This is a genomic window from Escherichia sp. WS2035 (assembly GCF_046487065.1).
Taxonomy (GTDB): domain Bacteria; phylum Pseudomonadota; class Gammaproteobacteria; order Enterobacterales; family Enterobacteriaceae; genus Escherichia; species Escherichia coli.
Genome location: NZ_JBJQKD010000012.1, coordinates 19,868 through 41,910, shown reverse-complemented (window position 1 = coordinate 41,910; position 22,043 = coordinate 19,868). Strand labels below are relative to the sequence as shown.

Here is a 22,043-nt window from a genome sequence, read left to right as displayed (position 1 = left end):
ACGTTATGAATATGGGTCTTTTTTACGGTTCCAGCACCTGTTACACCGAAATGGCGGCAGAAAAAATCCGCGATATTATCGGCCCAGAACTGGTGACCTTACATAACCTCAAGGACGACTCCCCGAAATTAATGGAGCAGTACGATGTGCTCATTCTGGGTATCCCGACCTGGGATTTTGGCGAAATCCAGGAAGACTGGGAAGCCGTCTGGGATCAGCTCGACGACCTGAACCTCGAAGGTAAAATTGTTGCGCTGTATGGGCTTGGCGATCAACTGGGATACGGCGAGTGGTTCCTCGATGCGCTCGGTATGCTGCATGACAAACTCTCGACCAAAGGCGTGAAGTTCGTCGGCTACTGGCCAACGGAAGGATATGAATTTACCAGTCCGAAACCGGTGATTGCTGACGGGCAACTGTTCGTGGGTCTGGCGCTGGATGAAACTAACCAGTATGACCTTAGCGACGAGCGTATTCAAAGCTGGTGCGAGCAAATCCTCAACGAAATGGCAGAGCATTACGCCTGATGTCACTGACGGCTTAGCACATATGCTTTGCCGTCATCTTTATCTTTGCGTCTCTTGTTGCAACAATATCCGCCGTAAATCCCGCCATTCGGCTTCGTCCATGCTGTCAGCTGCCAGCCATAAATGTTGCCGTTTTCCGCTGTCAGAACGTAAACGCAGCATCATGCCGCTCTTAATCATCCACGGCGCTTTGACGATGCTCCACTCCTGCCCTTGCCAACGCAAACGCCCGTCCATCAACAAGCGAATTTCCCCCTGGCGAGCATTAATGCGCCGCTGGCTGCGAACGCAATCAAACACCACCAGCGAAAGTAACACCATCCATAACGGGGTGTAACTGAGCGGCCAGGGAATGAGTAAAATAACAGCGGCAACCAGCCCATGAATCAGCAAGGAAAGCCACTGTGCGCGCCAGGAGACGCGCAAATCAGATTGCCACAGGACCACGTTCCCGGTTCCGTGTCTGGATGAGTCGGACCATCATTTCCAGTTCTGCATCGGCTGGTTTACCGTGATTCATCAGCCAGTTAAACAGGTCCGGATCGTCACATTCCAGCAGACGAATAAAGGTGCGTTTTTCGTCATCGCTTAAGCTGTCGTACTCATGTTCGAAAAACGGCATGATTGAAATATCGAGTTCGCGCATACCACGGCGGCATGCCCAATGAATGCGGGCTTTGTTGTTAATGTCCATCTTCTTCCTGTCTCACGAAAATCCAGTACCCGGCTATTGTAACGTGTTTTTCGACTTCTTTTACGGGAATATCAGTAAACACAATCGCGATCGCGAAATTAATTCACAACAATTCAAGGGCTTCATTTTTTTGGAAGTCGCCTCGCAGAAGGCACAGATCGCGCAGTGAAAGCACTTGCATTGCCTCATAGCTCTTTTACCATTAGTGATTAATACGCCGTTAAGCAACTCAGGACTCTATTATGGCTTTTACACCTTTTCCTCCCCGTCAGCCTACGGCTTCTGCCCGTTTGCCACTGACGCTGATGACGCTTGATGACTGGGCGCTTGCCACTATTACTGGCGCGGACAGCGAAAAATATATGCAAGGCCAGGTGACAGCAGATGTCAGCCAGATGACTGAAGATCAGCACCTGCTCGCCGCCCATTGCGACGCCAAAGGTAAAATGTGGAGCAATTTACGTCTGTTCCGCGACGGCGATGGCTTTGCATGGATTGAACGGCGCAGCGTGCGTGAACCGCAGCTGACTGAACTGAAAAAATATGCGGTGTTCTCTAAAGTGACCATCGCGCCAGACGACGAGCGTGTGCTGCTTGGTGTTGCCGGTTTTCAGGCGCGCGCCGCGTTGGCAAATCTCTTTAGTGAACTACCTTCGAGAGAAAAACAGGTAGTCAAAGAAGGCGCGACCACGTTGCTATGGTTTGAACACCCGGCAGAACGTTTCCTGATCGTAACCGATGAAGCTACTGCCAATATGCTGACCGATAAACTGCGCGGTGAAGCGGAACTGAACAATAGCCAACAGTGGCTGGCATTAAACATTGAAGCGGGTTTTCCGGTGATTGATGCCGCCAACAGCGGGCAGTTTATCCCCCAGGCGACCAACCTCCAGGCGCTGGGCGGCATCAGCTTTAAGAAAGGCTGCTATACCGGACAAGAGATGGTGGCGCGAGCAAAATTCCGTGGTGCCAACAAACGCGCGCTCTGGTTGCTGACGGGTAGCGCCAGCCGACTGCCGGAAGCTGGTGAAGACTTAGAGCTGAAAATGGGCGAGAACTGGCGTCGTACCGGTACGGTGCTGGCTGCGGTCAAACTGGAAGATGGTCAGGTTGTGGTGCAGGTTGTCATGAATAACGATATGGAACCGGACAGCATCTTCCGCGTGCGTGACGATGCGAATACATTGCGTATTGAGCCACTGCCATATTCGCTGGAAGAGTAAATCTCTGTATCGCATCAGGCATTTATCGCCTGATGCGACACTGGTGTGTCTTTTCAGGCCTACAAAGGCACGCCAATTACACCTGCCCAATATACAAATAGATCGCCAGAAAGTGGCACACACTACCGCCGAGCACAAAGCCGTGCCAGATGGCATGATTGTATGGAATGCGCTTGCAGACGTAGAAAATCACCCCGAGCGAATAAACCACACCGCCTACCGCCAGTAAGGTAACGCTGCCCGCCGCGAGCTTAACTGCCATTTCATAAATTACCACCAGCGACAGCCAGCCCATCGCCAGATAGGTCACCAGAGATAAAATTTTGAATCGGTGCGCGATGGTCAGTTTAAACAGAATACCCAGCAATGCCAGGCTCCAGATAACAATCATCAACCCGCGCGCTAACGGAGAATCCAGCCCCACCAGCAAAAACGGCGTGTAGGTTCCGGCAATCAACAGATAAATAGCGCAGTGGTCAAATTTCTTCAGCCACATTTTTGCCCGTTGATGAGGAATGGCGTGATAGAGCGTCGAAGCGAGGAACAGCAGGATCATACTGCCGCCATAGAGGCTGTAACTGGTTATCGCCGTGGCGCTGGCATTGAGATCCACCGCCTGAACCAGTAGCAACACCAGCCCAACGATACCAAACACCAGCCCAATGCCGTGACTGACGCTGTTGGCAATTTCCTCTGCCAGCGAATATCCCTGCTTAATGAGGGGCTTCTGAACCATAACTTACTCCGGAAAAACGTACACGCACATGTATACCTCTCCAGCGTAACTGAGAATAGTTCCAGTGAACACCTGTTAGCTAAAATAAATTCTGATTTGAGATTAATCTCCGAAAAATCATGAAATTAAATGCGAAATTTCAACTAACAGGCGTGAGTTCAATTTAAAGACATTTAAATTCAATCACATAAAACTGTGTCTGGTCGGGATAGATGTCGGCAATGACCTTTTTCAGTTCAGTCAGGGTCATATTTTCCTGCTCTGCATGTTTTTCCGTCAGCGTATCCAGCGTTACGGTTGAGGTTGCGGTGACTTCAATCGTGCAAAAATAACCGTCATCTTCAAAACGTCCGACACGAAGCACATCACCCGTTTTGAAGTGCGATTCAGACTCGTCGCGGATGGTGATGGTTTTACGCCCAGCCAGAATGTCATCCTGGAAACGTTGAAAAAAAGTGATGTCGTTTGGCTGCATGGTAATATTTCCTGTAAGAATTGACTCATCTGGAGCCTATGATAGTGAAAAAACTCACCTTACCGAAAGATTTCTTATGGGGCGGCGCAGTTGCCGCTCATCAGGTCGAAGGCGGCTGGAACAAAGGCGGCAAAGGGCCGAGCATTTGTGACGTTCTGACCGGTGGCGCACACGGCGTGCCGCGCGAAATCACCAAAGAAGTTGTGCCTGGCAAATACTATCCAAACCATGAAGCCGTTGATTTTTATGGTCACTACAAGGAGGACATCAAGCTATTTGCCGAAATGGGCTTCAAATGTTTTCGTACTTCCATCGCCTGGACGCGCATTTTTCCAAAAGGCGATGAAGCTCAGCCAAACGAAGAAGGGCTGAAGTTCTACGATGATATGATCGATGAACTGCTGAAATACAACATCGAACCGGTGATCACCCTCTCCCACTTTGAAATGCCGCTGCATCTGGTGCAGCAATATGGTAGCTGGACCAACCGTAAAGTGGTTGATTTCTTTGTCCGTTTCGCGGAAGTGGTATTCGAACGCTATAAGCACAAAGTCAAATACTGGATGACCTTCAACGAAATTAACAACCAGCGTAACTGGCGTGCACCGCTGTTCGGTTACTGCTGCTCCGGCGTGGTGTATACCGAACATGAAAACCCGGAAGAGACCATGTATCAGGTGCTGCATCACCAGTTTGTCGCCAGCGCCCTGGCGGTGAAAGCCGCGCATCGCATCAACCCGGAGATGAAAGTCGGTTGTATGCTGGCGATGGTGCCGCTCTATCCCTACTCCTGTAACCCGGACGATGTGATGTTTGCCCAGAAGTCGATGCGCGAACGTTACGTCTTTACCGATGTGCAGTTGCGTGGCTATTACCCGTCCTATGTGTTGAACGAGTGGGAACGCCGCGGATTTAACATCAAAATGGAAGACGGCGATCTGGATGTACTGCGCGAAGGCACCTGCGATTATCTCGGCTTCAGCTATTACATGACCAACGCGGTGAAGGCCGAAGGCGGCACCGGCGATGCGATCTCTGGTTTTGAAGGCAGCGTACCGAACCCGTATGTTAAAGCGTCTGACTGGGGCTGGCAGATTGATCCGGTTGGTCTGCGTTACGCGCTTTGCGAGCTGTATGAGCGTTACCAGAAGCCGCTGTTTATTGTCGAAAACGGTTTTGGCGCTTACGACAAAGTGGAAGATGATGGCAGCATCAATGACGATTACCGCATTGACTACCTGCGCGCCCATATTGAAGAGATGAAAAAAGCGGTGACTTACGATGGCGTGGATCTGATGGGCTACACACCGTGGGGCTGCATCGACTGCGTGTCGTTCACTACCGGGCAGTACAGCAAACGCTACGGCTTTATCTATGTGAATAAACATGACGACGGTACTGGCGATATGTCGCGTTCACGTAAGAAGAGCTTTAACTGGTACAAAGAGGTGATTGCCAGCAACGGCGAGAATTTGTAATTAGCCGATGTGCCTGATGTGCTCCGCTCATCAGGCCTGGCACTCTTTTAATATATTGAGCTCGCAATATTTTATATTACGCCTCAACCGAAACACACAAAGCGCACTTTATTAACAAGCGAAAAAGGCGCCGAAGCGCCTTTAGAAGATAGTCGAATCAGTAAATTACTGGTATTCGCTAATCGGTACGCAGGAGCAGAACAGGTTACGGTCGCCGTAAACATCATCCAGACGTTTCACGGTCGGCCAGTATTTGTCTGCCACACCTGCCGGGAATACTGCAACTTCACGACTGTACGGATGCGCCCACTCGGCGACCAGTTCGCTCTGAATGTGCGGCGCGTTCACCAGCGGGTTATCTTCCAGCGGCCAGACACCGGCTTTCACCTGGTCAATTTCTGCGCGGATAGCCAGCATCGCATCGATAAAGCGATCCAGTTCCACTTTGCTTTCAGATTCAGTCGGTTCAACCATCAGCGTACCCGCCACCGGGAACGACATGGTCGGCGCGTGGAAACCGTAGTCGATCAGGCGCTTGGCAATATCCAGCTCGCTGATGCCGGTTTCTTCTTTCAGCGGGCGAATATCGAGAATACATTCGTGCGCCACGCGACCGTCGCGACCGGTATACAGCACCGGGAAGGCATCCTGCAGACGGCTGGCAATATAGTTGGCGTTAAGAATTGCCACCTGGCTTGCTTTTTTCAGCCCTTCTGCGCCCATCATGCGGATGTACATCCAGCTGATTGGCAGGATAGAGGCACTACCGAACGGTGCCGCAGAAACCGCGCCCTGACGGGTTAACATGCCTTCGATTTGCACCACGCTATGACCCGGTACAAACGGAGCCAGATGCGCTTTCACACCGATCGGTCCCATACCCGGACCACCACCGCCATGCGGAATGCAGAAAGTTTTATGCAGGTTAAGGTGGGAAACGTCCGCACCAATAAAGCCCGGCGAGGTGATGCCAACCTGAGCGTTCATGTTCGCGCCATCAAGGTAAACCTGACCGCCGAACTGATGCACGACTTCACACACTTCACGGATCGTTTCTTCATACACGCCGTGGGTGGAAGGATAGGTCACCATGATACAGGAGAGGTTATCGCCCGCCTGTTCGGCTTTCGCGCGCAGATCAGTCAGATCGATGTTGCCGTTTTTATCACACGCCACAACCACCACCTGCATTCCTGCCATATGCGCGGAAGCCGGGTTAGTGCCGTGCGCAGAAGCCGGGATCAGGCAGATATCGCGATGCCCTTCGTTGCGGCTTTCATGATAATGACGAATCGCCAGCAGGCCCGCGTATTCGCCCTGTGCGCCAGAGTTCGGCTGCATACAAACGGCGTCGTAACCGGTCAGTTTCACCAGCCACTCAGCCAGCTGCGCGATCATCTGCTGATAACCTTCAGCCTGTTCCGGCGGGCAGAACGGGTGCAGTTCGGCAAATTCCGGCCAGGTGATCGGGATCATCTCGGCGGCGGCGTTCAGTTTCATGGTGCAGGAACCCAGCGGGATCATCGCCTGATTCAGCGCCAGATCTTTACGCTCCAGCGAGTGCATATAGCGCATCATTTCGGTTTCGCTGTGGTAGCGATTAAACACCGGATGGGTGAGGATTTCGTCGTCGCGCAGCATCGCAGCCTGAATAGAGCGACTGTCGTGAGCCACGTCTTTGTCCAGTGTGTCGATGTCCAGCCCGTGGTTATCGCCCAACAGCACGCTGAAAAGCTGCATCACGTTTTCGCGCGTAGTGGTTTCATCAAGGGTGATCCCAACCGCGTTCAGAATATCGCTACGCAGGTTGATTTCAGCCGCTTCGGCACGCGCCAGCACGCCCGCTTTGTCGGCCACTTCCACACACAAAGTATCGAAATAGTGCGCATGGCGCAGCTTCAGACCTTTTTGTTGCAGGCCCGCCGCCAGGATATCGGTCAGACGGTGGATGCGGTTAGCGATACGTTTCAGGCCAACCGGACCGTGGTAAACGGCATACAGACTGGCAATGTTTGCCAGCAAGACCTGGGATGTACAAATGTTGGAGTTCGCTTTTTCACGACGAATATGTTGCTCACGAGTCTGCATCGCCATGCGCAGAGCGGTGTTGCCAGCTGCATCTTTCGATACACCGATAATACGGCCCGGCATTGAGCGTTTGTATTCGTCTTTCGCCGCAAAGAATGCCGCGTGTGGGCCACCGTAGCCCATCGGTACGCCAAAGCGTTGCGCCGAACCAAAAACAATATCCGCGCCCTGTTTACCTGGCGCAGTTAACAGCACCAGCGCCATAATATCGGCGGCAACGCTGACCACAATTTTGCGTGATTTCAGTTCGCTAATAAGCGCAGTGTAGTCGTGAATTTCACCAGTAGTGCCGACCTGCTGTAACAGCGCGCCGAAGACGTCCTGATGGTCGAGCACTTTTTGCGCATCATCGACAATCACTTCAAAACCAAAGGTTTCGGCACGAGTACGGACCACATCCAGCGTTTGCGGATGAACGTCAGAAGCAACAAAGAAGCGGTTGGCATTTTTCAGTTTGCTGACGCGTTTCGCCATCGCCATTGCTTCGGCGGCAGCGGTGGCTTCGTCAAGAAGAGAAGCAGAGGCCATATCCAGCCCGGTTAAATCCAGCGTTACCTGCTGGAAGTTGAGCAGTGCTTCAAGGCGGCCCTGGGAGACTTCAGGTTGATACGGAGTATACGCGGTATACCAGCCCGGATTTTCCAGCATGTTACGCAGGATAACCGGCGGTAGCTGCACGGCGGTGTAACCCATGCCGATGTAAGACGTGAAGCGTTTATTGCGACTGGCAATAGCCTTGAGTTCTGCCAGTGCGGCGTATTCGGTCGCCGGTGCGCCAACCTGCGGCGGAGTCGCAAGCTGAATATCTTTCGGCACAATCTGGCCGGTCAGCGCGTTTAACGATTGTGCGCCAACGGCATTCAGCATTTCTTGCTGTTGCGCGGCGTCCGGTCCGATATGGCGTTCAATAAAAGCGCCGCTGTTTTCAAGCTGGCTTAACGTCTGTGTCATGAGCGATGGTTCCTGAAACGTGCAGTGAATTGTGAACCTCTCTCCTTACGAAGAGAGTGAGGGTGAGGCGTAAATGTTCCTCACCCTGATCCTCTCCCGCAGAAGAGGAATAAAGCCGTTACTCGTCTTCTAACAATGCTTCGTATGCGGTTGCATCCAGCAGTGATTCCAGTTCGCTTTCATCGCTGGCTTTGATTTTGAAAATCCAGCCGCCTGCATACGGTTCGCTGTTGACCAGTTCCGGAGAATCGCTCAGTGCATCGTTTACCGCCACGATTTCACCGCTTACTGGCGCATAAATATCTGACGCCGCTTTTACCGATTCGGCAACCGCGCAGTCATCGCCCGCGCTAACCGTTGCGCCCACTTCCGGCAGGTCAACAAACACCATATCGCCTAACAGCTCCTGAGCGTGTTCGGTGATGCCAACGGTGTAAGTGCCGTCGGCTTCTTTACGCAACCATTCGTGTTCTTTGCTGTATTTCAGTTCTGCTGGTACGTTGCTCATCAATCAATCTCCAAAAAAGTAAATCACGCGACGGCTTTGCCGTTACGCACAAAAACAGGTTTCGTCACTTTAACCGGCATTTCACGGTTGCGAATTTGCACAATCGCCGTTTCACCAATACCTTCCGGCACGCGCGCCAGCGCAATGCTATAACCCAGCGTTGGGGAGAAAGTACCGCTGGTGATAATGCCTTCATGCTGGTTGCCCTGCGCATCAGTAAAACGTACCGGCAGTTCATTACGCAGCACGCCTTTTTCGGTCATCACCAGACCAACCAGTTTTTCTGTGCCATGTTCACGCTGCGCTTCCAGAGCTTCACGACCGATAAAGTCACGATCTGCCGGTTCCCAGGCGATAGTCCAGCCCATATTGGCGGCTAAAGGAGAAATAGTTTCGTCCATCTCCTGGCTATACAAATTCATGCCCGCTTCCAGACGCAGCGTGTCACGCGCGCCCAGGCCACATGGCTTAACGCCAGCTTCCACCAGCGCGCGCCAGAAATCGGCCGCTTTTTCATTGGGCAGCGCAATTTCGTAGCCCGCTTCACCGGTGTAACCGGTGGTGGCAATAAACAGATCGCCCGCCTGCACGCCAAAGAACGGTTTCATCCCTTCCACCGCCTGACGCTGGGCGTCATTAAACAGTGTGGCAGCTTTTGCCTGCGCATTCGGCCCTTGTACGGCGATCATGGAAAGGTCATCACGAACAGTAATTTCGATGCCGAAAGGTTCAGCGTGTTGGGTAATCCAGGAGAGGTCTTTTTCGCGGGTGGCGGAGTTAACAACGAGGCGGAAGAAATCTTCAGTAAAGTAGTAGACGATGAGATCATCTATCACACCGCCAGAGGCATTCAACATCCCCGAGTAAAGGGCTTTGCCGCTTTTGGTGAGCTTCGCCACATCGTTCGCCAGCAGATAACGTAGAAACTCCCGGGTGCGGCTGCCGCGAAGATCGACGATGGTCATATGTGACACATCAAACATTCCGGCATCGGTACGTACCGCATGATGTTCGTCGATTTGCGAACCGTAATGCAGCGGCATCATCCAGCCGTGGAAATCCACCATGCGAGCGCCGCAAAGCGTGTGTTGTTCGTACAAAGGAGTCTGTTGTGCCATCTTGTCCTCATTGAATAAGCGGGGCTGACAACTTTTCTATGGCGAAATTATCACCACGAAACCCAGCATCGGAGCCACTCCCGGTCCCCAACGCAATCGTTCTCTTTTGCCTGAACTTACCACCGAAACAGACTGTTAACCATAAGGTAAAATTGATCATCACATTAGCTTATGGTTAAAAAACGCCAAAATCGTAACAGAATAAAAAACCAAAAAATGAACAAATCTCTATATAAAGATAAATAGATGAGAAAGTTAATTTGAATAAGACAACATTAAGAACTAAAAAAATGTCAAAAAACACTAAATCAAAAATTCGTGGCATTAGAAAATATAATGCGAAATCGCAGGTGAAATTAGTTTATTTCAAATGAGGAAAATCTCCCGGCGAAAAAACCGGGAGATGAAAGTGTGATGGGTATCAAATAAACAGCAGAAGAGAAATTTTTAACGCAGCCATTCAGGCAAATCGTTTAATCCCATTGCCTGGCGAATAAGTTGTGGCTTAACGCCAGGAAGCGTATCAGCCAGTTTCAGACCAATATCACGCAGCAATTTTTTCGCCGGATTAGCCCCGGAAAACAGATCGCGGAATCCCTGCATACCAGCCAGCATCAGCGCCGCGCTGTGCTTGCGGCTACGCTCATAGCGACGCAGGTAAATGTACTGCCCGATGTCTTTACCCTGACGATGCAACCGTTTCAGTTCAGCAATCAGCTCTGCAGCATCCATAAAGCCGAGATTTACCCCCTGCCCCGCCAACGGGTGAATGGTATGCGCGGCGTCGCCCACCAGCGCCAGACGGTGCGCGGCAAACTGGCGCGCATAACGCCCCGTTAGCGGGAACACCAGGCGCTCACTTTCAACCTTGCATAAGCCCAGGCGATTATCAAAAGCGATATTTAACGCGCGATTAAATTCGTCTTCGCCTGCCTGCTGCATCCGCTGCGCTTCCTCTGGCGACAGTGACCAGACAATCGAGCAAAGATGCGGATCGCTAAGCGGCAAAAAGGCCAGAATGCCTTCGCCATGAAAAACCTGTCGCGCCACCGCATCATGCGGTTCTTCCGTGCGAATGGTCGCCACCAGCGCGTGATGCTGATAATCCCAGAAAGTCAGCGGAATATCGGCTTTGTTGCGCAACCAGGAATTAGCGCCGTCCGCGCCAATCACCAGACGCGCCGTTAACATGCTGCCATCTTTCAACGTCAGGAAGGTTTCATTTTCACCCCAGGCGACCTGCTGTAATTCTGCGGGGGCCAACAGAGTGATATCTGACGACTGCAGCGCTTTGTTCCACAGCGCGTAGTGAATCACTGAGTTTTCAACGATATGCCCAAGATGGCTATAGCCCATGCTTTGATCGTCAAACGAGATGTGACCAAAGCTGTCTTTGTCCCACACTTCCATGCCGTGATAGCAACAGGCCCTACGAGAGAGAATGTCCTGCCAGACGCCAAGACGGGTGAGTAATTTTTCGCTGGCGGCATTGATAGCCGAAACGCGCAGTTGTGGTGGTGCATCCGCCGCCAGAGGTTCCGGTACGCGCTGCTCCAGTACGGCAACGCGTAAGCCGATACCCTGTAAGCCGCAGGCAACCGCCAGCCCGACCATGCCGCCGCCAACAATGGCTACATCAACACTTTGCATTGTTTATTCCTTAAAACCGCCTTCAACGCGCCACCCAACCAAGAGTGCGCTGCGCCAGCACATCGCGTGCCGGGGTAAATAATTCCATCGTCATCAGCCCGATGTTGCGCCCGACAACCAGCGGCGTCCAACGGTTGGCAAAAAGATGTACAAGGCTGTCCGTGACGCCGATGGTTGCTTCGCGATCGCGCTGTCGACGCTGCTGATAACGGCACAATACGCCGTAATCACCCATGTCTTCTCTGCGTTCCTGCGCCTGAGTCAGGGTTTCTGCAAGACTCATCACATCACGCATACCGAGGTTAAATCCTTGCCCGGCGATGGGATGCAGAGTTTGCGCCGCATTCCCCACCAGCACGGTACGATGGGTAATAGGTTTGGCGGCGCGGGTTAACGCCAGCGGATAAGCACTACGTTTTCCGGCGTGGGTAATTTGCCCCAGTCGCCAGCCAAAGGCCGACTGGAGTTCACGGCAGAACTTCTCGTCGCTCCACGACAGCACCTCTTCGCGCCGTTCCAGTGGATGACACCAGACCAGCGAACAGCGTCCGTCAGACATCGGCAACATCGCCAGCGGGCCATATTGTGTAAAGCGTTCAAAAGCGCGCCCTTCATGCGCAACGGAAGTCGCAACGTTGGCAATCACAGCCAGTTGTTCGTAAGGCTCCTGCTGCCAGTCAACACCGCACGCGGTGGCTAACGCTGAATGGGTGCCATCAGCGGCTACCAGCACGCGGCCCGTCAGCGTCTCGCCACTCTCCAGCGTCACTTCAACGTGGCTCTGAGTACGGGCAACGTTAGCCACGCGATCAGGGCAATGCAGCGTTACGCCAGGTGCTTTGCGCAGCAATGCAAACAGCCGTTGCCCGACATTGTGCAATTCGACAACCTGCCCCAGCGCCGCCAGTTGGTAATCTTCTGCGGCGAGGGTGACAAATCCAGCGTGACCACGATCGCTAACATGCACGGTGGTGATGGCAGTTGCGCAATCAGCCAGAGATTGCCAGACGCCGATGCGCGCCAGTTGCTGACAGGTACCCGCCGCCAGCGCAATAGCTCGTCCATCAAAGCCCGGATGCGCATGTGACTCTGGCGCGGTCGCTTCAATCAAATGTACTGGCAGCGCCCCGTGACTTAACCGGGAAATAGCCAGCGCCAGCGTCGCGCCCGCCATGCCGCCACCGACGATGATTACGCTCATTGCTTTCTCGCAGCTGCCATCAACGCTTCGATTTCTTCCGGCTTTTTCACCACGCTGGCGGTGAGGTTTTCATTACCGGTTTCGGTAATCACAATATCGTCTTCAATACGAATGCCGATACCGCGATACTGTTCTGGCACTTCTGCATCCGGCGCAATATACAGTCCTGGTTCTACGGTCAGTACCATACCCGGTTCCAGAATACGCGAGCGATCCTGACCATAAACACCAACGTCATGAACATCCAGTCCTAACCAGTGGCTAAGGCCATGCATAAAGAAAGGACGATGGGCGTTCTGAGCGATCAGTTCATCAACATCACCTTTCAGGATGCCGAGTTTTACCAGACCGCTAACCATGATGCGCACCACTTCACCAGTGACTTCCTGAATGGAAGTTCCCGGACGATACAGGCGCAGGCTGGTTTCAAGAGACTCCAGCACAATGTCATAGATTTCACGCTGAGCCTGAGTGAATTTGCCGTTGACCGGGAAGGTGCGGGTAATGTCGCCAGCGTAACCTTTGTATTCACAACCCGCGTCAATCAACACCAGGTCACCGTCACGCAGTTCACACTCGTTTTCGGTGTAATGCAAAATGCAGCCGTTTTCACCGCTGCCAACAATGGTGTTATAGGAAGGGTAACGCGCACCGTGGCGGTTAAATTCGTGGTGAATTTCGCCTTCCAGATGGTACTCGAACATCCCCGGACGGCATTTTTCCATCGCCCGTGTATGCGCCAGTGCGGTGATTTCACCCGCGCGGCGAAGTACGGCAATCTCTTCTGGTGATTTGAACAGGCGCATTTCATGAACAACAGGACGCCAGTCGATCATCGTTGCCGGTGCGGTGAGATTTTGCCGCGAACCTTTACGCAGTTTCTCAAGCGCGCTGTTCACGATTTCATCAGCATATGCATATTCGCCCTGGGCGTGGTAAACCACATCCAGACCATTAAGTAGTTGATAAAGTTGTTGATTGATTTCGCTGAATGCCAGTGCGCGGTCAACGCCCAGTTTCTCTGGCGCGGCATCCTGGCCTAAGCGACGACCAAACCAGATCTCTGCCGTCAGGTCGCGAACGCGGTTAAACAAAACGCTGTGGTTATGAGTGTCATCGCTTTTAATCAGCACCAGCACCGCTTCCGGTTCGTTAAAGCCGGTGAAGTACCAGAAGTCACTGTTCTGACGATAGGGGTATTCGCTGTCGGCGCTACGTGTTACTTCTGGTGCAGCAAAAATCAGCGCGGCGCTGCCGGGTTGCATTTGCTCTACCAGGGCCTGACGGCGACGCTGAAATTCTTGCCGGGATATATCACTCATAACACTCTCCTTACGTTTTTTGTTTTTAGTGTAGAGTCGGTTTTTGTACTTCTGGCGCGGTCGGTTGCGGATGAGTAAAGGTGTCGTGGCATAACAGCGCGGCAACACGGACGTACTCGATGATCTCTTCAAGCGACATTTCAAGCTCTTCCTGATCTTCGTCTTCGTCGTAACCCAACTGCGCGATGTTACGCAGATCGTCGATGGCTTCACCGGTTTCGCCGGTCACTTTGTCCAGCTTCGGTTGCGTAACGCCAAGACCAAGCAGGAAGTGATTGACCCAACCAGCCAGCGCATCAGCCCGATCGAAAACGCTGACATCATCGCCATCAGGTAGATAAAGCTGAAAAAGGAAGCCGTCATCCTGCAGGGCATCGCTGGTGGCAGAGTGCATTTTGCGCAGTGCCTGTGCCAGCTCATGACCGAAAGCCATGCCTTCGTTCGTCAGGTCGTGAAGTAGCGGCAGCCATGAGCTGTCATCGTTACCGCCACATATCATCCCACTGATTAAACCATGCATCTCAGCAGGGGTCAGACCCGTCCCTTGTTGGTTCAGATACTGGTTCATTTCGTTGTAACCAGGCATTTCGTTCTGTATAGACATAAGCATTCGTCGTCAAAGGGAGGAATATTCATGATATGCTACCACTTTGGGCCCTGGTGGACCAGAAAAGGGCTTGTCTCTTCTCATCAGGGTAGCTATAGTGTCGCCCCTTCGCAGACCATGGGTCTAAAGACGAAGGCAGCGCAGTCAATCAGCAGGAAGGTGGCATGTCTGCACAACCCGTCGATATCCAAATTTTTGGCCGTTCACTGCGTGTGAACTGCCCGCCTGACCAAAGGGATGCGTTGAATCAGGCAGCGGACGATCTGAACCAACGGTTGCAAGATCTGAAAGAACGCACTAGAGTCACAAATACTGAACAGTTGGTCTTCATTGCCGCACTGAATATCAGCTATGAGTTAGCGCAAGAAAAAGCGAAGACTCGTGACTACGCGGCAAGTATGGAACAGCGTATTCGGATGCTGCAGCAGACCATAGAACAAGCGTTACTTGAACAAGGTCGCATCACCGAAAAAACTAACCAAAACTTTGAATGACACTTTTCGGTTTACTGTGGTAGAGTAACCGTGAAGACAAAATTTCTCTGAGATGTTCGCAAGCGGGCCAGTCCCCTGAGCCGATATTTCATACCACAAGAATGTGGCGCTCCGCGGTTGGTGAGCATGCTCGGTCCGTCCGAGAAGCCTTAAAACTGCGACGACACATTCACCTTGAACCAAGGGTTCAAGGGTTACAGCCTGCGGCGGCATCTCGGAGATTCCCTTCTTATCTGGCACCAGCCATGACGCAATTACCAGAACTCCCACTGACATTATCCCGACAAGAAATCCGCAAAATGATTCGGCAACGTCGTCGTGCGTTAACGCCGGAACAACAGCAGGAAATGGGTCAACAAGCCGCTACCCGGATGATGACTTATCCCCCGGTGGTGATGGCACATACGGTCGCTGTATTCCTCTCTTTTGATGGCGAACTCGACACCCAGCCACTCATAGAACAACTCTGGCGCGCCGGTAAGCGCGTATATCTTCCAGTTTTGCATCCCTTTAGTGCCGGTAATTTGCTGTTCCTGAATTACCATCCACAAAGCGAACTGGTGATGAACAAGTTGAAGATCCATGAGCCAAAACTGGATGTGCGTGACGTGCTACCCCTTTCCCGATTAGACGTGTTGATTACACCGCTGGTCGCCTTTGATGAGTACGGTCAGCGCCTGGGAATGGGCGGTGGTTTTTATGATCGGACCTTACAAAACTGGCAGCACTATAAAATGCAACCGGTGGGTTATGCGCATGATTGTCAGTTGGTGGAAAAACTCCCCGTTGAAGAGTGGGATATCCCACTGCCTGCGGTGGTTACACCGTCGAAAGTCTGGGAGTGGTGAGGGCGACACACCTGCATCGCCCTGATTGACATCGTTGATTCTTTAACCTAATTTAGTGAGTAAGGGTAAGGGGGGATTGCTCCTCCCCTGTGACTGACTGTTAATAAGCGCTGAAACTTATGAGTAACAGTACAATCAGTATGATGACAAGTCGCATCATAACCCTTCTCCTTCAAGCCCTCGCTTCGGTGAGGGCTTTACCGTTACAGCCCTGTACAGTCCCGCCATCGTAAATCCCCATTAAATAAACACAACGCATTGATCTGACTTTGATTTATTTTCTGGAGCAGACTCGCAAAGTAGAATGCGCAACGCGGCAACGGTGTGGAGAAGGGATAAAATAACGGGCAAGTCAGTGACCTGCCCGTTGATTTTCAGAGAAAGGGATTTAGTATAGCAGACGGGCGCGAATGGTACCCGGAATAGCTTTCATTGCCTGCAGCGCTTTTTCGGCAACGTCTTCGTCGGCTTCAATATCAATAACTACATAACCCATCTGGGCGGAAGTTTGCAGATATTGCGCGGCGATGTTGACGCCCTGCTCGGCAAAAATTTTGTTGAGCGCAGTCAGCACACCCGGACGGTTTTCGTGGATGTGCATCAGACGACGACCACCGTGCAGTGGCAGCGAGACTTCCGGGAAGTTCACCGCAGAGAGCGTTGAACCATTGTCAGAATACTTGATCAATTTACCCGCAACTTCCAGGCCAATATTCTCCTGCGCTTCCTGAGTCGAACCGCCAATGTGTGGCGTCAGAAGGACATTGTCGAATTCACACAGCGGAGAGGTAAATGGATCGCTATTGGTCGCCGGTTCCGTCGGGAATACGTCGATTGCCGCCCCCGCCAGATGTTTGCTCGCCAGCGCGTCACACAGCGCTGGAATATCCACCACAGTACCGCGCGAAGCATTAATCAGCAGCGAGCCGGGTTTCATTAGCGAAATCTCTTTCGCGCCCATCATATTTTTGGTTGACGGATTCTCTGGTACATGCAGACTCACCACATCGCTCATATTCAGCAGGTCAGAAAGATGCTGTACCTGAGTGGCGTTGCCCAGCGGCAGTTTGTTTTCAATATCATAAAAGTAAACATACATTCCCAGCGATTCAGCCAGAATGCCCAATTGCGTACCAATATGACCGTAGCCGATGATACCCAGCTTTTTGCCGCGCGCTTCAAAAGAACCCGCCGCCAGTTTGTTCCACACGCCACGATGCGCTTTAGCATTGGCTTCCGGCACGCCGCGCAATAGCAGCAGCAGTTCGCCAATCACCAGCTCCGCAACAGAGCGCGTATTTGAGAACGGTGCGTTAAATACCGGGATCCCGCGCTTTGCCGCCGCATCCAGATCAACCTGGTTTGTTCCGATACAGAAACAGCCAATAGCGACCAGTTTTTCTGCGGCGTTGATCACGTCTTCAGTCAGATGGGTACGGGATCGCAGGCCGATGAAGTGGGCATCGCGGATGGATTCTTTTAATTGTTCATCATCCAGCGCGCCTTTGTGAAATTCGATGTTGGTGTAACCAGCTGCACGAAGGCTTTCCAGCGCCTTTTGGTGCACGCCTTCTACCAGCAGAAACTTAATCTTGTCTTTCTCCAGCGATACCTTTGCCATTTACCCAATCCTGTCTTTTGAAATGTTGTGTGCGGATTTGCATCCGCCTTTCAACATATCAAAAAATAATATTGCGGCAATATGAACGTTTGCGTCGCGATGTTGAGGAAATATCACGCAAAAGTATTTCTTGGATGAATATGCTGGTTTAGAGGATTTATTTAGAGCAATCGACAATTGCCTGGTAAAAACGTGACACATGTCACCAAATTTAATGAAGAGAATTTTTTTAACGGGGGAGGTTCCCCCGTCAGATCATTTCACAATAGTTTTGACACCGTCAGGTGTGCCAATCAGCGCAACGTCCGCGCCACGGTTAGCAAACAAACCAACAGTCACCACGCCAGGAATCGCATTTATGGCGTTTTCCATCGCTATCGGGTCAAGGATTTCCATGCCGTGGACGTCGAGGATCACGTTGCCGTTATCGGTCACTACGCCCTGACGGTATTCCGGACGACCGCCCAGTTTCACCAGCTGGCGCGCCACTGCACTACGTGCCATCGGGATAACTTCTACTGGCAGCGGGAATTTGCCCAGAATATCAACCTGCTTGGAAGCGTCTGCAATACAGATAAATTTTTCCGCAACCGAAGCAATGATTTTTTCACGGGTCAGCGCCGCGCCGCCGCCTTTGATCATTTGCATGTGGCCGTTGATTTCATCTGCGCCATCAACGTAGATGCCAAGGCTGTCGACTTCGTTGAGATCAAAAACGTGAATGCCGAGGCTTTTCAGTTTTTCAGTGGAAGCATCTGAACTGGAAACGGCCCCTTCAATCTGGCCTTTCATTGTACCGAGTGCGTCAATAAAGTGTGCGGCGGTGGAACCTGTACCTACACCAACAATGGTGCCGGGCTGAACATACTGAAGTGCCGCCCATCCTACTGCTTTTTTCAATTCATCCTGCGTCATGATCGTTTCGCCTGTGGTATGAAATTTCACACGCATTATATACAAAAAAAGCGATTCAGACCCCGTTGGCAAGCCGCGTGGTTAACTCATCCATAAAATATCGCGCAATGGCGGGCATCCCTTTTCGCCCCGCAAATAAAGCATACAACGGTCTGGGTATGCCGCTCCACGGTGCGAACAGGCGCACCAGTTCCCCGTTCGCAAGCCCCTGTTTACAGGCAAACTGAGGCAATAACGCCACGCCATTCAACACAACCAGGGCGCGAACTCGCTGAGCGAAATGCATTAGCGCAAATCTCTGATCTTTTAAGCTGCGCGTTAACCACTGATACAAATGTTACCCGCCAACGGCTTCGGTATATGCAACCCGACACAAAATTGTGTCATAGTGCAGGAAAAAGCATTTACCAGGAGCAGACAACAGCAATGAAACGCCCGGACTACAGAACATTACAGGCACTGGATGCGGTGATACGTGAACGAGGATTTGAGCGCGCGGCACAAAAGCTGTGCATTACACAATCAGCCGTCTCACAGCGCATTAAGCAACTGGAAAATATGTTCGGGCAGCCGTTGTTAGTGCGTACCGTACCGCCGCGCCCGACGGAACAAGGGCAAAAACTGTTGGCGCTACTACGCCAGGTGGAGCTGCTGGAAGAAGAGTGGCTGGGCGATGAACAAACCGGTTCGACTCCGCTGCTGCTTTCACTGGCGGTCAACGCCGACAGTCTGGCGACGTGGTTGCTTCCGGCACTGGCTCCTGTGTTGGCTGATTCGCCCATCCGCCTCAACTTGCAGGTAGAAGATGAAACCCGCACTCAGGAACGTCTGCGTCGCGGCGAAGTGGTCGGCGCAGTGAGTATTCAACATCAGGCGCTGCCGAGTTGTCTTGTCGATAAACTCGGTGCGCTCGACTATCTGTTCGTCAGCTCAAAACCATTTGCCGAAAAATATTTCCCTAACGGCGTAACGCGTTCGGCATTACTGAAAGCGCCAGTGGTCGCGTTTGACCATCTTGACGATATGCACCAGGCCTTTTTGCAGCAAAATTTCGATCTGCCTCCTGGCAGCGTACCCTGCCATATCGTTAATTCTTCGGAAGCGTTCGTGCAACTTGCTCGTCAGGGCACCACCTGCTGTATGATCCCGCACCTGCAAATCGAGAAAGAGCTGGCCAGCGGCGAACTGATTGACTTAACGCCAGGGCTATTTCAACGCCGGATGCTCTACTGGCACCGCTTTGCTCCTGAAAGCCGCATGATGCGTAAAGTCACTGATGCGTTGCTCGATTATGGTCACAAAGTTCTTCGTCAGGATTAATCCATCAAATAACGCCTGATAGCACATATCAGGCGTTATCCTCACTTCTTTTTGTATTCCTTGAATCACATCGCAAAATAGACAAATCTCAGGCGGCAAAAAACGACGTCTGAATGCATTTTTTTGCTGGCGACAAACCCACGTAAAAAGCTCACCGTAAGCGCAAATACCCTCATTTTGATTGCGTTTTACGGAGCAAATAATGTCTAACGTGCAGGAGTGGCAACAGCTTGCCAACAAGGAATTGAGCCGTCGGGAGAAAACTGTCGACTCGCTGGTTCAGCAAACCGCGGAAGGGATCGCCATCAAGCCGCTGTATACCGAAGCCGATCTCGATAATCTGGAGGTGACGGGTACCCTTCCTGGTTTGCCCCCCTACGTTCGTGGCCCGCGTGCCACTATGTATACCGCCCAACCGTGGACCATCCGTCAGTATGCTGGTTTCTCGACAGCAAAAGAGTCCAACGCTTTTTATCGCCGTAACCTGGCCACCCACCGAGGCTACGACTCCGATAACCCACGCGTGGCGGGCGACGTCGGCAAAGCGGGCGTCGCTATCGACACCGTGGAAGATATAAAAGTCCTGTTCGACCAGATCCCGCTGGATAAAATGTCGGTTTCGATGACCATGAATGGCGCAGTGCTACCAGTACTGGCGTTTTATATCGTCGCCGCAGAAGAGCAAGGTGTTACATCCGATAAACTGACCGGCACCATTCAAAACGATATCCTCAAAGAGTATCTTTGCCGCAACACCTATATTTACCCACCAAAACCGTCAATGCGTATTATCGCAGACATCATCGCCTGGTGTTCCGGCAACATGCCGCGATTTAATACCATCAGTATCAGCGGTTACCACATGGGTGAAGCGGGTGCCAACTGCGTGCAGCAGGTAGCATTTACGCTCGCCGATAGGATTGAGTACATCAAAGCAGCAATCTCCGCCGGGCTGAAAATTGATGACTTCGCCCCTCGCCTGTCGTTTTTCTTCGGCATTGGCATGGATCTGTTTATGAACGTCGCCATGTTGCGTGCGGCACGTTATTTATGGAGCGAAGCGGTCAGTGGATTTGGCGCACAGGATCCGTATAACAACGTTATCCGCACCACCATTGATCATTGTGCACATCCCATGTATCGGGATTATCTGCATCGATATCTGGAAAATGCGTCCGGCGGACATATTCACCACGATCTTAGCCACGTCTTCGACTTACACCGTAATTTAATTGCAACCGGATCGATGCTGGGTTAATGGTTTGTCCCGTCACGATCTTCAGCAATATGCTGAAGCATCGTGGCGGTATAACGATGATTTCTGATTGAATAAAGATATTCCTGCATATACATCGGCCTGTGCGGCGCATCAAAATATTTCAGCGTTGCCGGATTCACCAGTCGCCAGGCAAAATGCGGGATCACCGTCAGAAAATGTCCCCGCTCCACGGCGCTGATTTTAGCCATAAAACTATAGGGACGATAAATAATGGTTGGATTGATCCCACAAGGACGCATATTCGCATCAATCATTGCTTCGAAGTTAGCCCGGTTTTGAAAGCGCATTTGTAGCTAGGGCAGCTCCTGAAGCAGCTCTTGCTCCTGTCGCCCTTCATAACGGCGAGAAACGAGAAAGCCCAATCGCAGCGGTGGTAGTTCACTGATAGTCAGGTTTTCCAGTTCCTGAACTCGTGCAGATACATGCTGTGGGGAGATAATAAAATCTAACTGACGGTCAAAAAGATTATCGATAACGCCATTTTCGCTGAACTCAACTGGCTGGATGGTCACGCCTTCGTACTTATCTCCGAGACTAATCAACTGATCAAAAATAATTGTCGGATAAGTATTATCTATGCCTATCACAATTTCTCGTTAACGACGTCCTGAGTTATGGATTTCATTATCAATCGCAGAAAGTCGTTGATAAACCGGGAACAGTTTTTGATACAGTTCCTGTCCGGCTTTATTGAGGCTGATATTATTATCTTTGCGGGTAAATAGCGTATAGCCAATTTGTTCTTCCAGCGCGGCAATGCTTTTGCCAAATGGCGAAGCCGTCATATGGATTTTTTCTGCCGCCCGGGCAATATTATTGGTTTGCGCTAATAAAATGAAATTGCGCATCTTTTTCGAAATAAAAATGTCCATCCCCCCTCTCCCGCATCCTTGTCCGCTTAACCGTTTCAGTCAGCCTATCCTTGATGAAACCGCGAGCAAAGATAGGTGATTACGTCATGGTTTTACAGAAAATTACAGAAAAAGGA

The 22,043-nt window shown here is 51.7% G+C and carries 22 protein-coding genes, 1 other RNA gene and 3 pseudogenes; 10 read left to right on the top strand and 16 right to left on the bottom strand.

The window, feature by feature from the left end; translation table 11 throughout:
• Nucleotides 1–5: 5 nt before the first annotated feature.
• Nucleotides 6–527: a flavodoxin FldB gene (fldB, locus tag ACJHX4_RS18820; RefSeq protein WP_001055874.1), complete on the top strand. Its 522-nt coding sequence runs from the start codon at nt 6–8 to the stop codon at nt 525–527.
• Between the two features lie 39 nt (nt 528–566).
• Here the strand turns inward: fldB and ACJHX4_RS18815 are convergent, their stop codons facing one another.
• Nucleotides 567–974, bottom strand: a complete 408-nt coding sequence (locus tag ACJHX4_RS18815; RefSeq protein WP_000244765.1) for a protein YgfX — start codon at nt 972–974, stop codon at nt 567–569.
• A complete protein-coding gene (gene sdhE / locus ACJHX4_RS18810; RefSeq protein WP_000354050.1) occupies nt 955–1,221 on the bottom strand; it encodes an FAD assembly factor SdhE in 267 nt (88 codons plus the stop codon). The genes ACJHX4_RS18815 and sdhE overlap by 20 nt, the downstream gene beginning before the upstream one ends.
• 242 nt (nt 1,222–1,463) lie before the next feature.
• Between sdhE and ygfZ the strand changes: the two genes are divergently transcribed.
• A complete protein-coding gene (gene ygfZ, locus ACJHX4_RS18805) occupies nt 1,464–2,444 on the top strand; it encodes a tRNA-modifying protein YgfZ (protein WP_000886080.1) in 981 nt (326 codons plus the stop codon).
• A gap of 76 nt (nt 2,445–2,520) precedes the next feature.
• Here the strand turns inward: ygfZ and trhA are convergent, their stop codons facing one another.
• Entirely contained in the window at nt 2,521–3,180 is a 660-nt protein-coding gene (trhA, locus tag ACJHX4_RS18800; protein ID WP_000250275.1) for a PAQR family membrane homeostasis protein TrhA, read from the bottom strand.
• 163 nt (nt 3,181–3,343) lie between these two features.
• Nucleotides 3,344–3,655, bottom strand: coding sequence for a N(4)-acetylcytidine aminohydrolase (gene yqfB, locus ACJHX4_RS18795; RefSeq protein WP_001182956.1), 312 nt, complete (start codon nt 3,653–3,655; stop codon nt 3,344–3,346).
• A 44-nt stretch (nt 3,656–3,699) separates the two neighbouring features.
• Here yqfB and bglA point away from each other — a divergent pair, with 44 nt between their 5' ends.
• Nucleotides 3,700–5,133 (top strand): 6-phospho-beta-glucosidase BglA, encoded by a 1,434-nt coding sequence (gene bglA, locus ACJHX4_RS18790; protein WP_001296350.1) that lies wholly within the window; start codon nt 3,700–3,702, stop codon nt 5,131–5,133.
• A gap of 165 nt (nt 5,134–5,298) precedes the next feature.
• Here bglA and gcvP read toward each other — a convergent pair whose 3' ends face one another.
• The 3 genes from gcvP to gcvT form a co-directional block, all read right to left on the bottom strand.
• Complete coding sequence (gene gcvP, locus ACJHX4_RS18785; RefSeq protein ID WP_000195013.1) at nt 5,299–8,172, bottom strand: aminomethyl-transferring glycine dehydrogenase; 2,874 nt, start codon at nt 8,170–8,172, stop codon at nt 5,299–5,301.
• A 118-nt stretch (nt 8,173–8,290) separates the two neighbouring features.
• On the bottom strand, nt 8,291–8,680 hold the full coding sequence (gcvH, locus tag ACJHX4_RS18780) for a glycine cleavage system protein GcvH (protein WP_001295377.1): 390 nt from the start codon (nt 8,678–8,680) through the stop codon (nt 8,291–8,293).
• A gap of 23 nt (nt 8,681–8,703) precedes the next feature.
• A complete protein-coding gene (gene gcvT / locus ACJHX4_RS18775) occupies nt 8,704–9,798 on the bottom strand; it encodes a glycine cleavage system aminomethyltransferase GcvT (RefSeq protein ID WP_000068706.1) in 1,095 nt (364 codons plus the stop codon).
• 290 nt (nt 9,799–10,088) lie between these two features.
• On the opposite strand from gcvT, the gene ACJHX4_RS18770 reads away from it, so the two are divergent.
• On the top strand, nt 10,089–10,172 hold the full coding sequence (locus ACJHX4_RS18770) for a hypothetical protein (RefSeq protein ID WP_122083101.1): 84 nt from the start codon (nt 10,089–10,091) through the stop codon (nt 10,170–10,172).
• 73 nt (nt 10,173–10,245) lie between these two features.
• On the opposite strand, the gene ubiI is transcribed toward ACJHX4_RS18770, so the two are convergent.
• From ubiI to ygfB, 4 genes are read right to left on the bottom strand one after another with little or no spacing between them, the layout of a single operon-like run.
• A complete protein-coding gene (ubiI, locus tag ACJHX4_RS18765) occupies nt 10,246–11,448 on the bottom strand; it encodes an FAD-dependent 2-octaprenylphenol hydroxylase (RefSeq protein ID WP_001192133.1) in 1,203 nt (400 codons plus the stop codon).
• A gap of 22 nt (nt 11,449–11,470) precedes the next feature.
• Complete coding sequence (ubiH, locus tag ACJHX4_RS18760; RefSeq protein ID WP_000111200.1) at nt 11,471–12,649, bottom strand: 2-octaprenyl-6-methoxyphenyl hydroxylase; 1,179 nt, start codon at nt 12,647–12,649, stop codon at nt 11,471–11,473.
• Nucleotides 12,646–13,971, bottom strand: coding sequence for a Xaa-Pro aminopeptidase (gene pepP / locus ACJHX4_RS18755; protein WP_001280386.1), 1,326 nt, complete (start codon nt 13,969–13,971; stop codon nt 12,646–12,648). Before pepP ends, ubiH begins: the two co-directional genes overlap by 4 nt.
• A 25-nt stretch (nt 13,972–13,996) precedes the next feature.
• Entirely contained in the window at nt 13,997–14,575 is a 579-nt protein-coding gene (ygfB, locus tag ACJHX4_RS18750) for a UPF0149 family protein YgfB (RefSeq protein ID WP_001295378.1), read from the bottom strand.
• Between the two features lie 167 nt (nt 14,576–14,742).
• Between ygfB and zapA the strand changes: the two genes are divergently transcribed.
• From zapA to ACJHX4_RS18735, 3 genes are all read left to right on the top strand, one after another.
• Nucleotides 14,743–15,072 (top strand): cell division protein ZapA, encoded by a 330-nt coding sequence (gene zapA, locus ACJHX4_RS18745; protein ID WP_001276008.1) that lies wholly within the window; start codon nt 14,743–14,745, stop codon nt 15,070–15,072.
• Nucleotides 15,073–15,113: 41 nt separating this feature from the next.
• Nucleotides 15,114–15,297, top strand: a non-coding RNA gene (gene ssrS / locus ACJHX4_RS18740) — 6S RNA.
• 20 nt (nt 15,298–15,317) lie between these two features.
• On the top strand, nt 15,318–15,920 hold the full coding sequence (locus ACJHX4_RS18735; RefSeq protein ID WP_000192747.1) for a 5-formyltetrahydrofolate cyclo-ligase: 603 nt from the start codon (nt 15,318–15,320) through the stop codon (nt 15,918–15,920).
• Between the two features lie 100 nt (nt 15,921–16,020).
• Here the strand turns inward: ACJHX4_RS18735 and ibsC are convergent, their stop codons facing one another.
• From ibsC to ACJHX4_RS18715, 4 genes are all read right to left on the bottom strand, one after another.
• Nucleotides 16,021–16,080, bottom strand: coding sequence for a type I toxin-antitoxin system toxin IbsC (gene ibsC, locus ACJHX4_RS18730; protein WP_010723220.1), 60 nt, complete (start codon nt 16,078–16,080; stop codon nt 16,021–16,023).
• A 228-nt stretch (nt 16,081–16,308) separates the two neighbouring features.
• On the bottom strand, nt 16,309–17,541 hold the full coding sequence (gene serA, locus ACJHX4_RS18725) for a phosphoglycerate dehydrogenase (RefSeq protein ID WP_001151604.1): 1,233 nt from the start codon (nt 17,539–17,541) through the stop codon (nt 16,309–16,311).
• A gap of 255 nt (nt 17,542–17,796) precedes the next feature.
• Entirely contained in the window at nt 17,797–18,456 is a 660-nt protein-coding gene (gene rpiA / locus ACJHX4_RS18720) for a ribose-5-phosphate isomerase RpiA (RefSeq protein ID WP_000189743.1), read from the bottom strand.
• A 55-nt stretch (nt 18,457–18,511) separates the two neighbouring features.
• A complete protein-coding gene (locus ACJHX4_RS18715) occupies nt 18,512–18,742 on the bottom strand; it encodes a LysR substrate-binding domain-containing protein (protein ID WP_000545308.1) in 231 nt (76 codons plus the stop codon).
• 140 nt (nt 18,743–18,882) lie between these two features.
• On the opposite strand from ACJHX4_RS18715, the gene argP reads away from it, so the two are divergent.
• The 3 genes and pseudogenes from argP to ACJHX4_RS18700 all read left to right on the top strand — a co-directional run.
• Nucleotides 18,883–19,776 carry a DNA-binding transcriptional regulator ArgP gene (gene argP / locus ACJHX4_RS18710; RefSeq protein ID WP_000828351.1) on the top strand — a complete coding sequence of 298 codons (894 nt, stop codon included), beginning with the start codon at nt 18,883–18,885 and terminating at the stop codon, nt 19,774–19,776.
• 202 nt (nt 19,777–19,978) lie between these two features.
• A pseudogene (locus ACJHX4_RS18705) lies at nt 19,979–20,905 on the top strand (methylmalonyl-CoA mutase family protein); the annotation flags it as partial.
• Nucleotides 20,882–21,034 (top strand): annotated as a pseudogene (locus ACJHX4_RS18700) (acetyl-CoA hydrolase); the annotation flags it as partial. The pseudogenes ACJHX4_RS18705 and ACJHX4_RS18700, both read left to right, overlap by 24 nt.
• On the opposite strand, the pseudogene srsR reads toward ACJHX4_RS18700, so the two are convergent.
• Nucleotides 21,031–21,927: pseudogene (gene srsR, locus ACJHX4_RS18695) on the bottom strand (LysR family transcriptional regulator SrsR). The pseudogenes ACJHX4_RS18700 and srsR sit on opposite strands and share 4 nt — an antisense overlap.
• Nucleotides 21,928–22,043 lie beyond the last annotated feature (116 nt).

Excerpts from the sequence above, each read along its gene's own strand:
- ygfB (WP_001295378.1), bottom strand. The coding sequence starts at position 14,575 with ATGTCTATACAGAACGAAATGCCTGGTTACAACGAAATGAACCAGTAT.
- fldB (WP_001055874.1), top strand. The coding sequence starts at position 6 with ATGAATATGGGTCTTTTTTACGGTTCCAGCACCTGTTACACCGAAATG.
- ubiI (WP_001192133.1), bottom strand. The coding sequence starts at position 11,448 with ATGCAAAGTGTTGATGTAGCCATTGTTGGCGGCGGCATGGTCGGGCTG.
- gcvP (WP_000195013.1), bottom strand. The coding sequence starts at position 8,172 with ATGACACAGACGTTAAGCCAGCTTGAAAACAGCGGCGCTTTTATTGAA.
- pepP (WP_001280386.1), bottom strand. The coding sequence starts at position 13,971 with ATGAGTGATATATCCCGGCAAGAATTTCAGCGTCGCCGTCAGGCCCTG.
- yqfB (WP_001182956.1), bottom strand. The coding sequence starts at position 3,655 with ATGCAGCCAAACGACATCACTTTTTTTCAACGTTTCCAGGATGACATT.
- trhA (WP_000250275.1), bottom strand. The coding sequence starts at position 3,180 with ATGGTTCAGAAGCCCCTCATTAAGCAGGGATATTCGCTGGCAGAGGAA.
- sdhE (WP_000354050.1), bottom strand. The coding sequence starts at position 1,221 with ATGGACATTAACAACAAAGCCCGCATTCATTGGGCATGCCGCCGTGGT.
- ACJHX4_RS18770 (WP_122083101.1), top strand. The coding sequence starts at position 10,089 with ATGTCAAAAAACACTAAATCAAAAATTCGTGGCATTAGAAAATATAAT.
- ubiH (WP_000111200.1), bottom strand. The coding sequence starts at position 12,649 with ATGAGCGTAATCATCGTCGGTGGCGGCATGGCGGGCGCGACGCTGGCG.
- ACJHX4_RS18715 (WP_000545308.1), bottom strand. The coding sequence starts at position 18,742 with ATGCATTTCGCTCAGCGAGTTCGCGCCCTGGTTGTGTTGAATGGCGTG.
- argP (WP_000828351.1), top strand. The coding sequence starts at position 18,883 with ATGAAACGCCCGGACTACAGAACATTACAGGCACTGGATGCGGTGATA.
- gcvT (WP_000068706.1), bottom strand. The coding sequence starts at position 9,798 with ATGGCACAACAGACTCCTTTGTACGAACAACACACGCTTTGCGGCGCT.
- gcvH (WP_001295377.1), bottom strand. The coding sequence starts at position 8,680 with ATGAGCAACGTACCAGCAGAACTGAAATACAGCAAAGAACACGAATGG.
- ACJHX4_RS18735 (WP_000192747.1), top strand. The coding sequence starts at position 15,318 with ATGACGCAATTACCAGAACTCCCACTGACATTATCCCGACAAGAAATC.
- zapA (WP_001276008.1), top strand. The coding sequence starts at position 14,743 with ATGTCTGCACAACCCGTCGATATCCAAATTTTTGGCCGTTCACTGCGT.
- serA (WP_001151604.1), bottom strand. The coding sequence starts at position 17,541 with ATGGCAAAGGTATCGCTGGAGAAAGACAAGATTAAGTTTCTGCTGGTA.
- ygfZ (WP_000886080.1), top strand. The coding sequence starts at position 1,464 with ATGGCTTTTACACCTTTTCCTCCCCGTCAGCCTACGGCTTCTGCCCGT.
- rpiA (WP_000189743.1), bottom strand. The coding sequence starts at position 18,456 with ATGACGCAGGATGAATTGAAAAAAGCAGTAGGATGGGCGGCACTTCAG.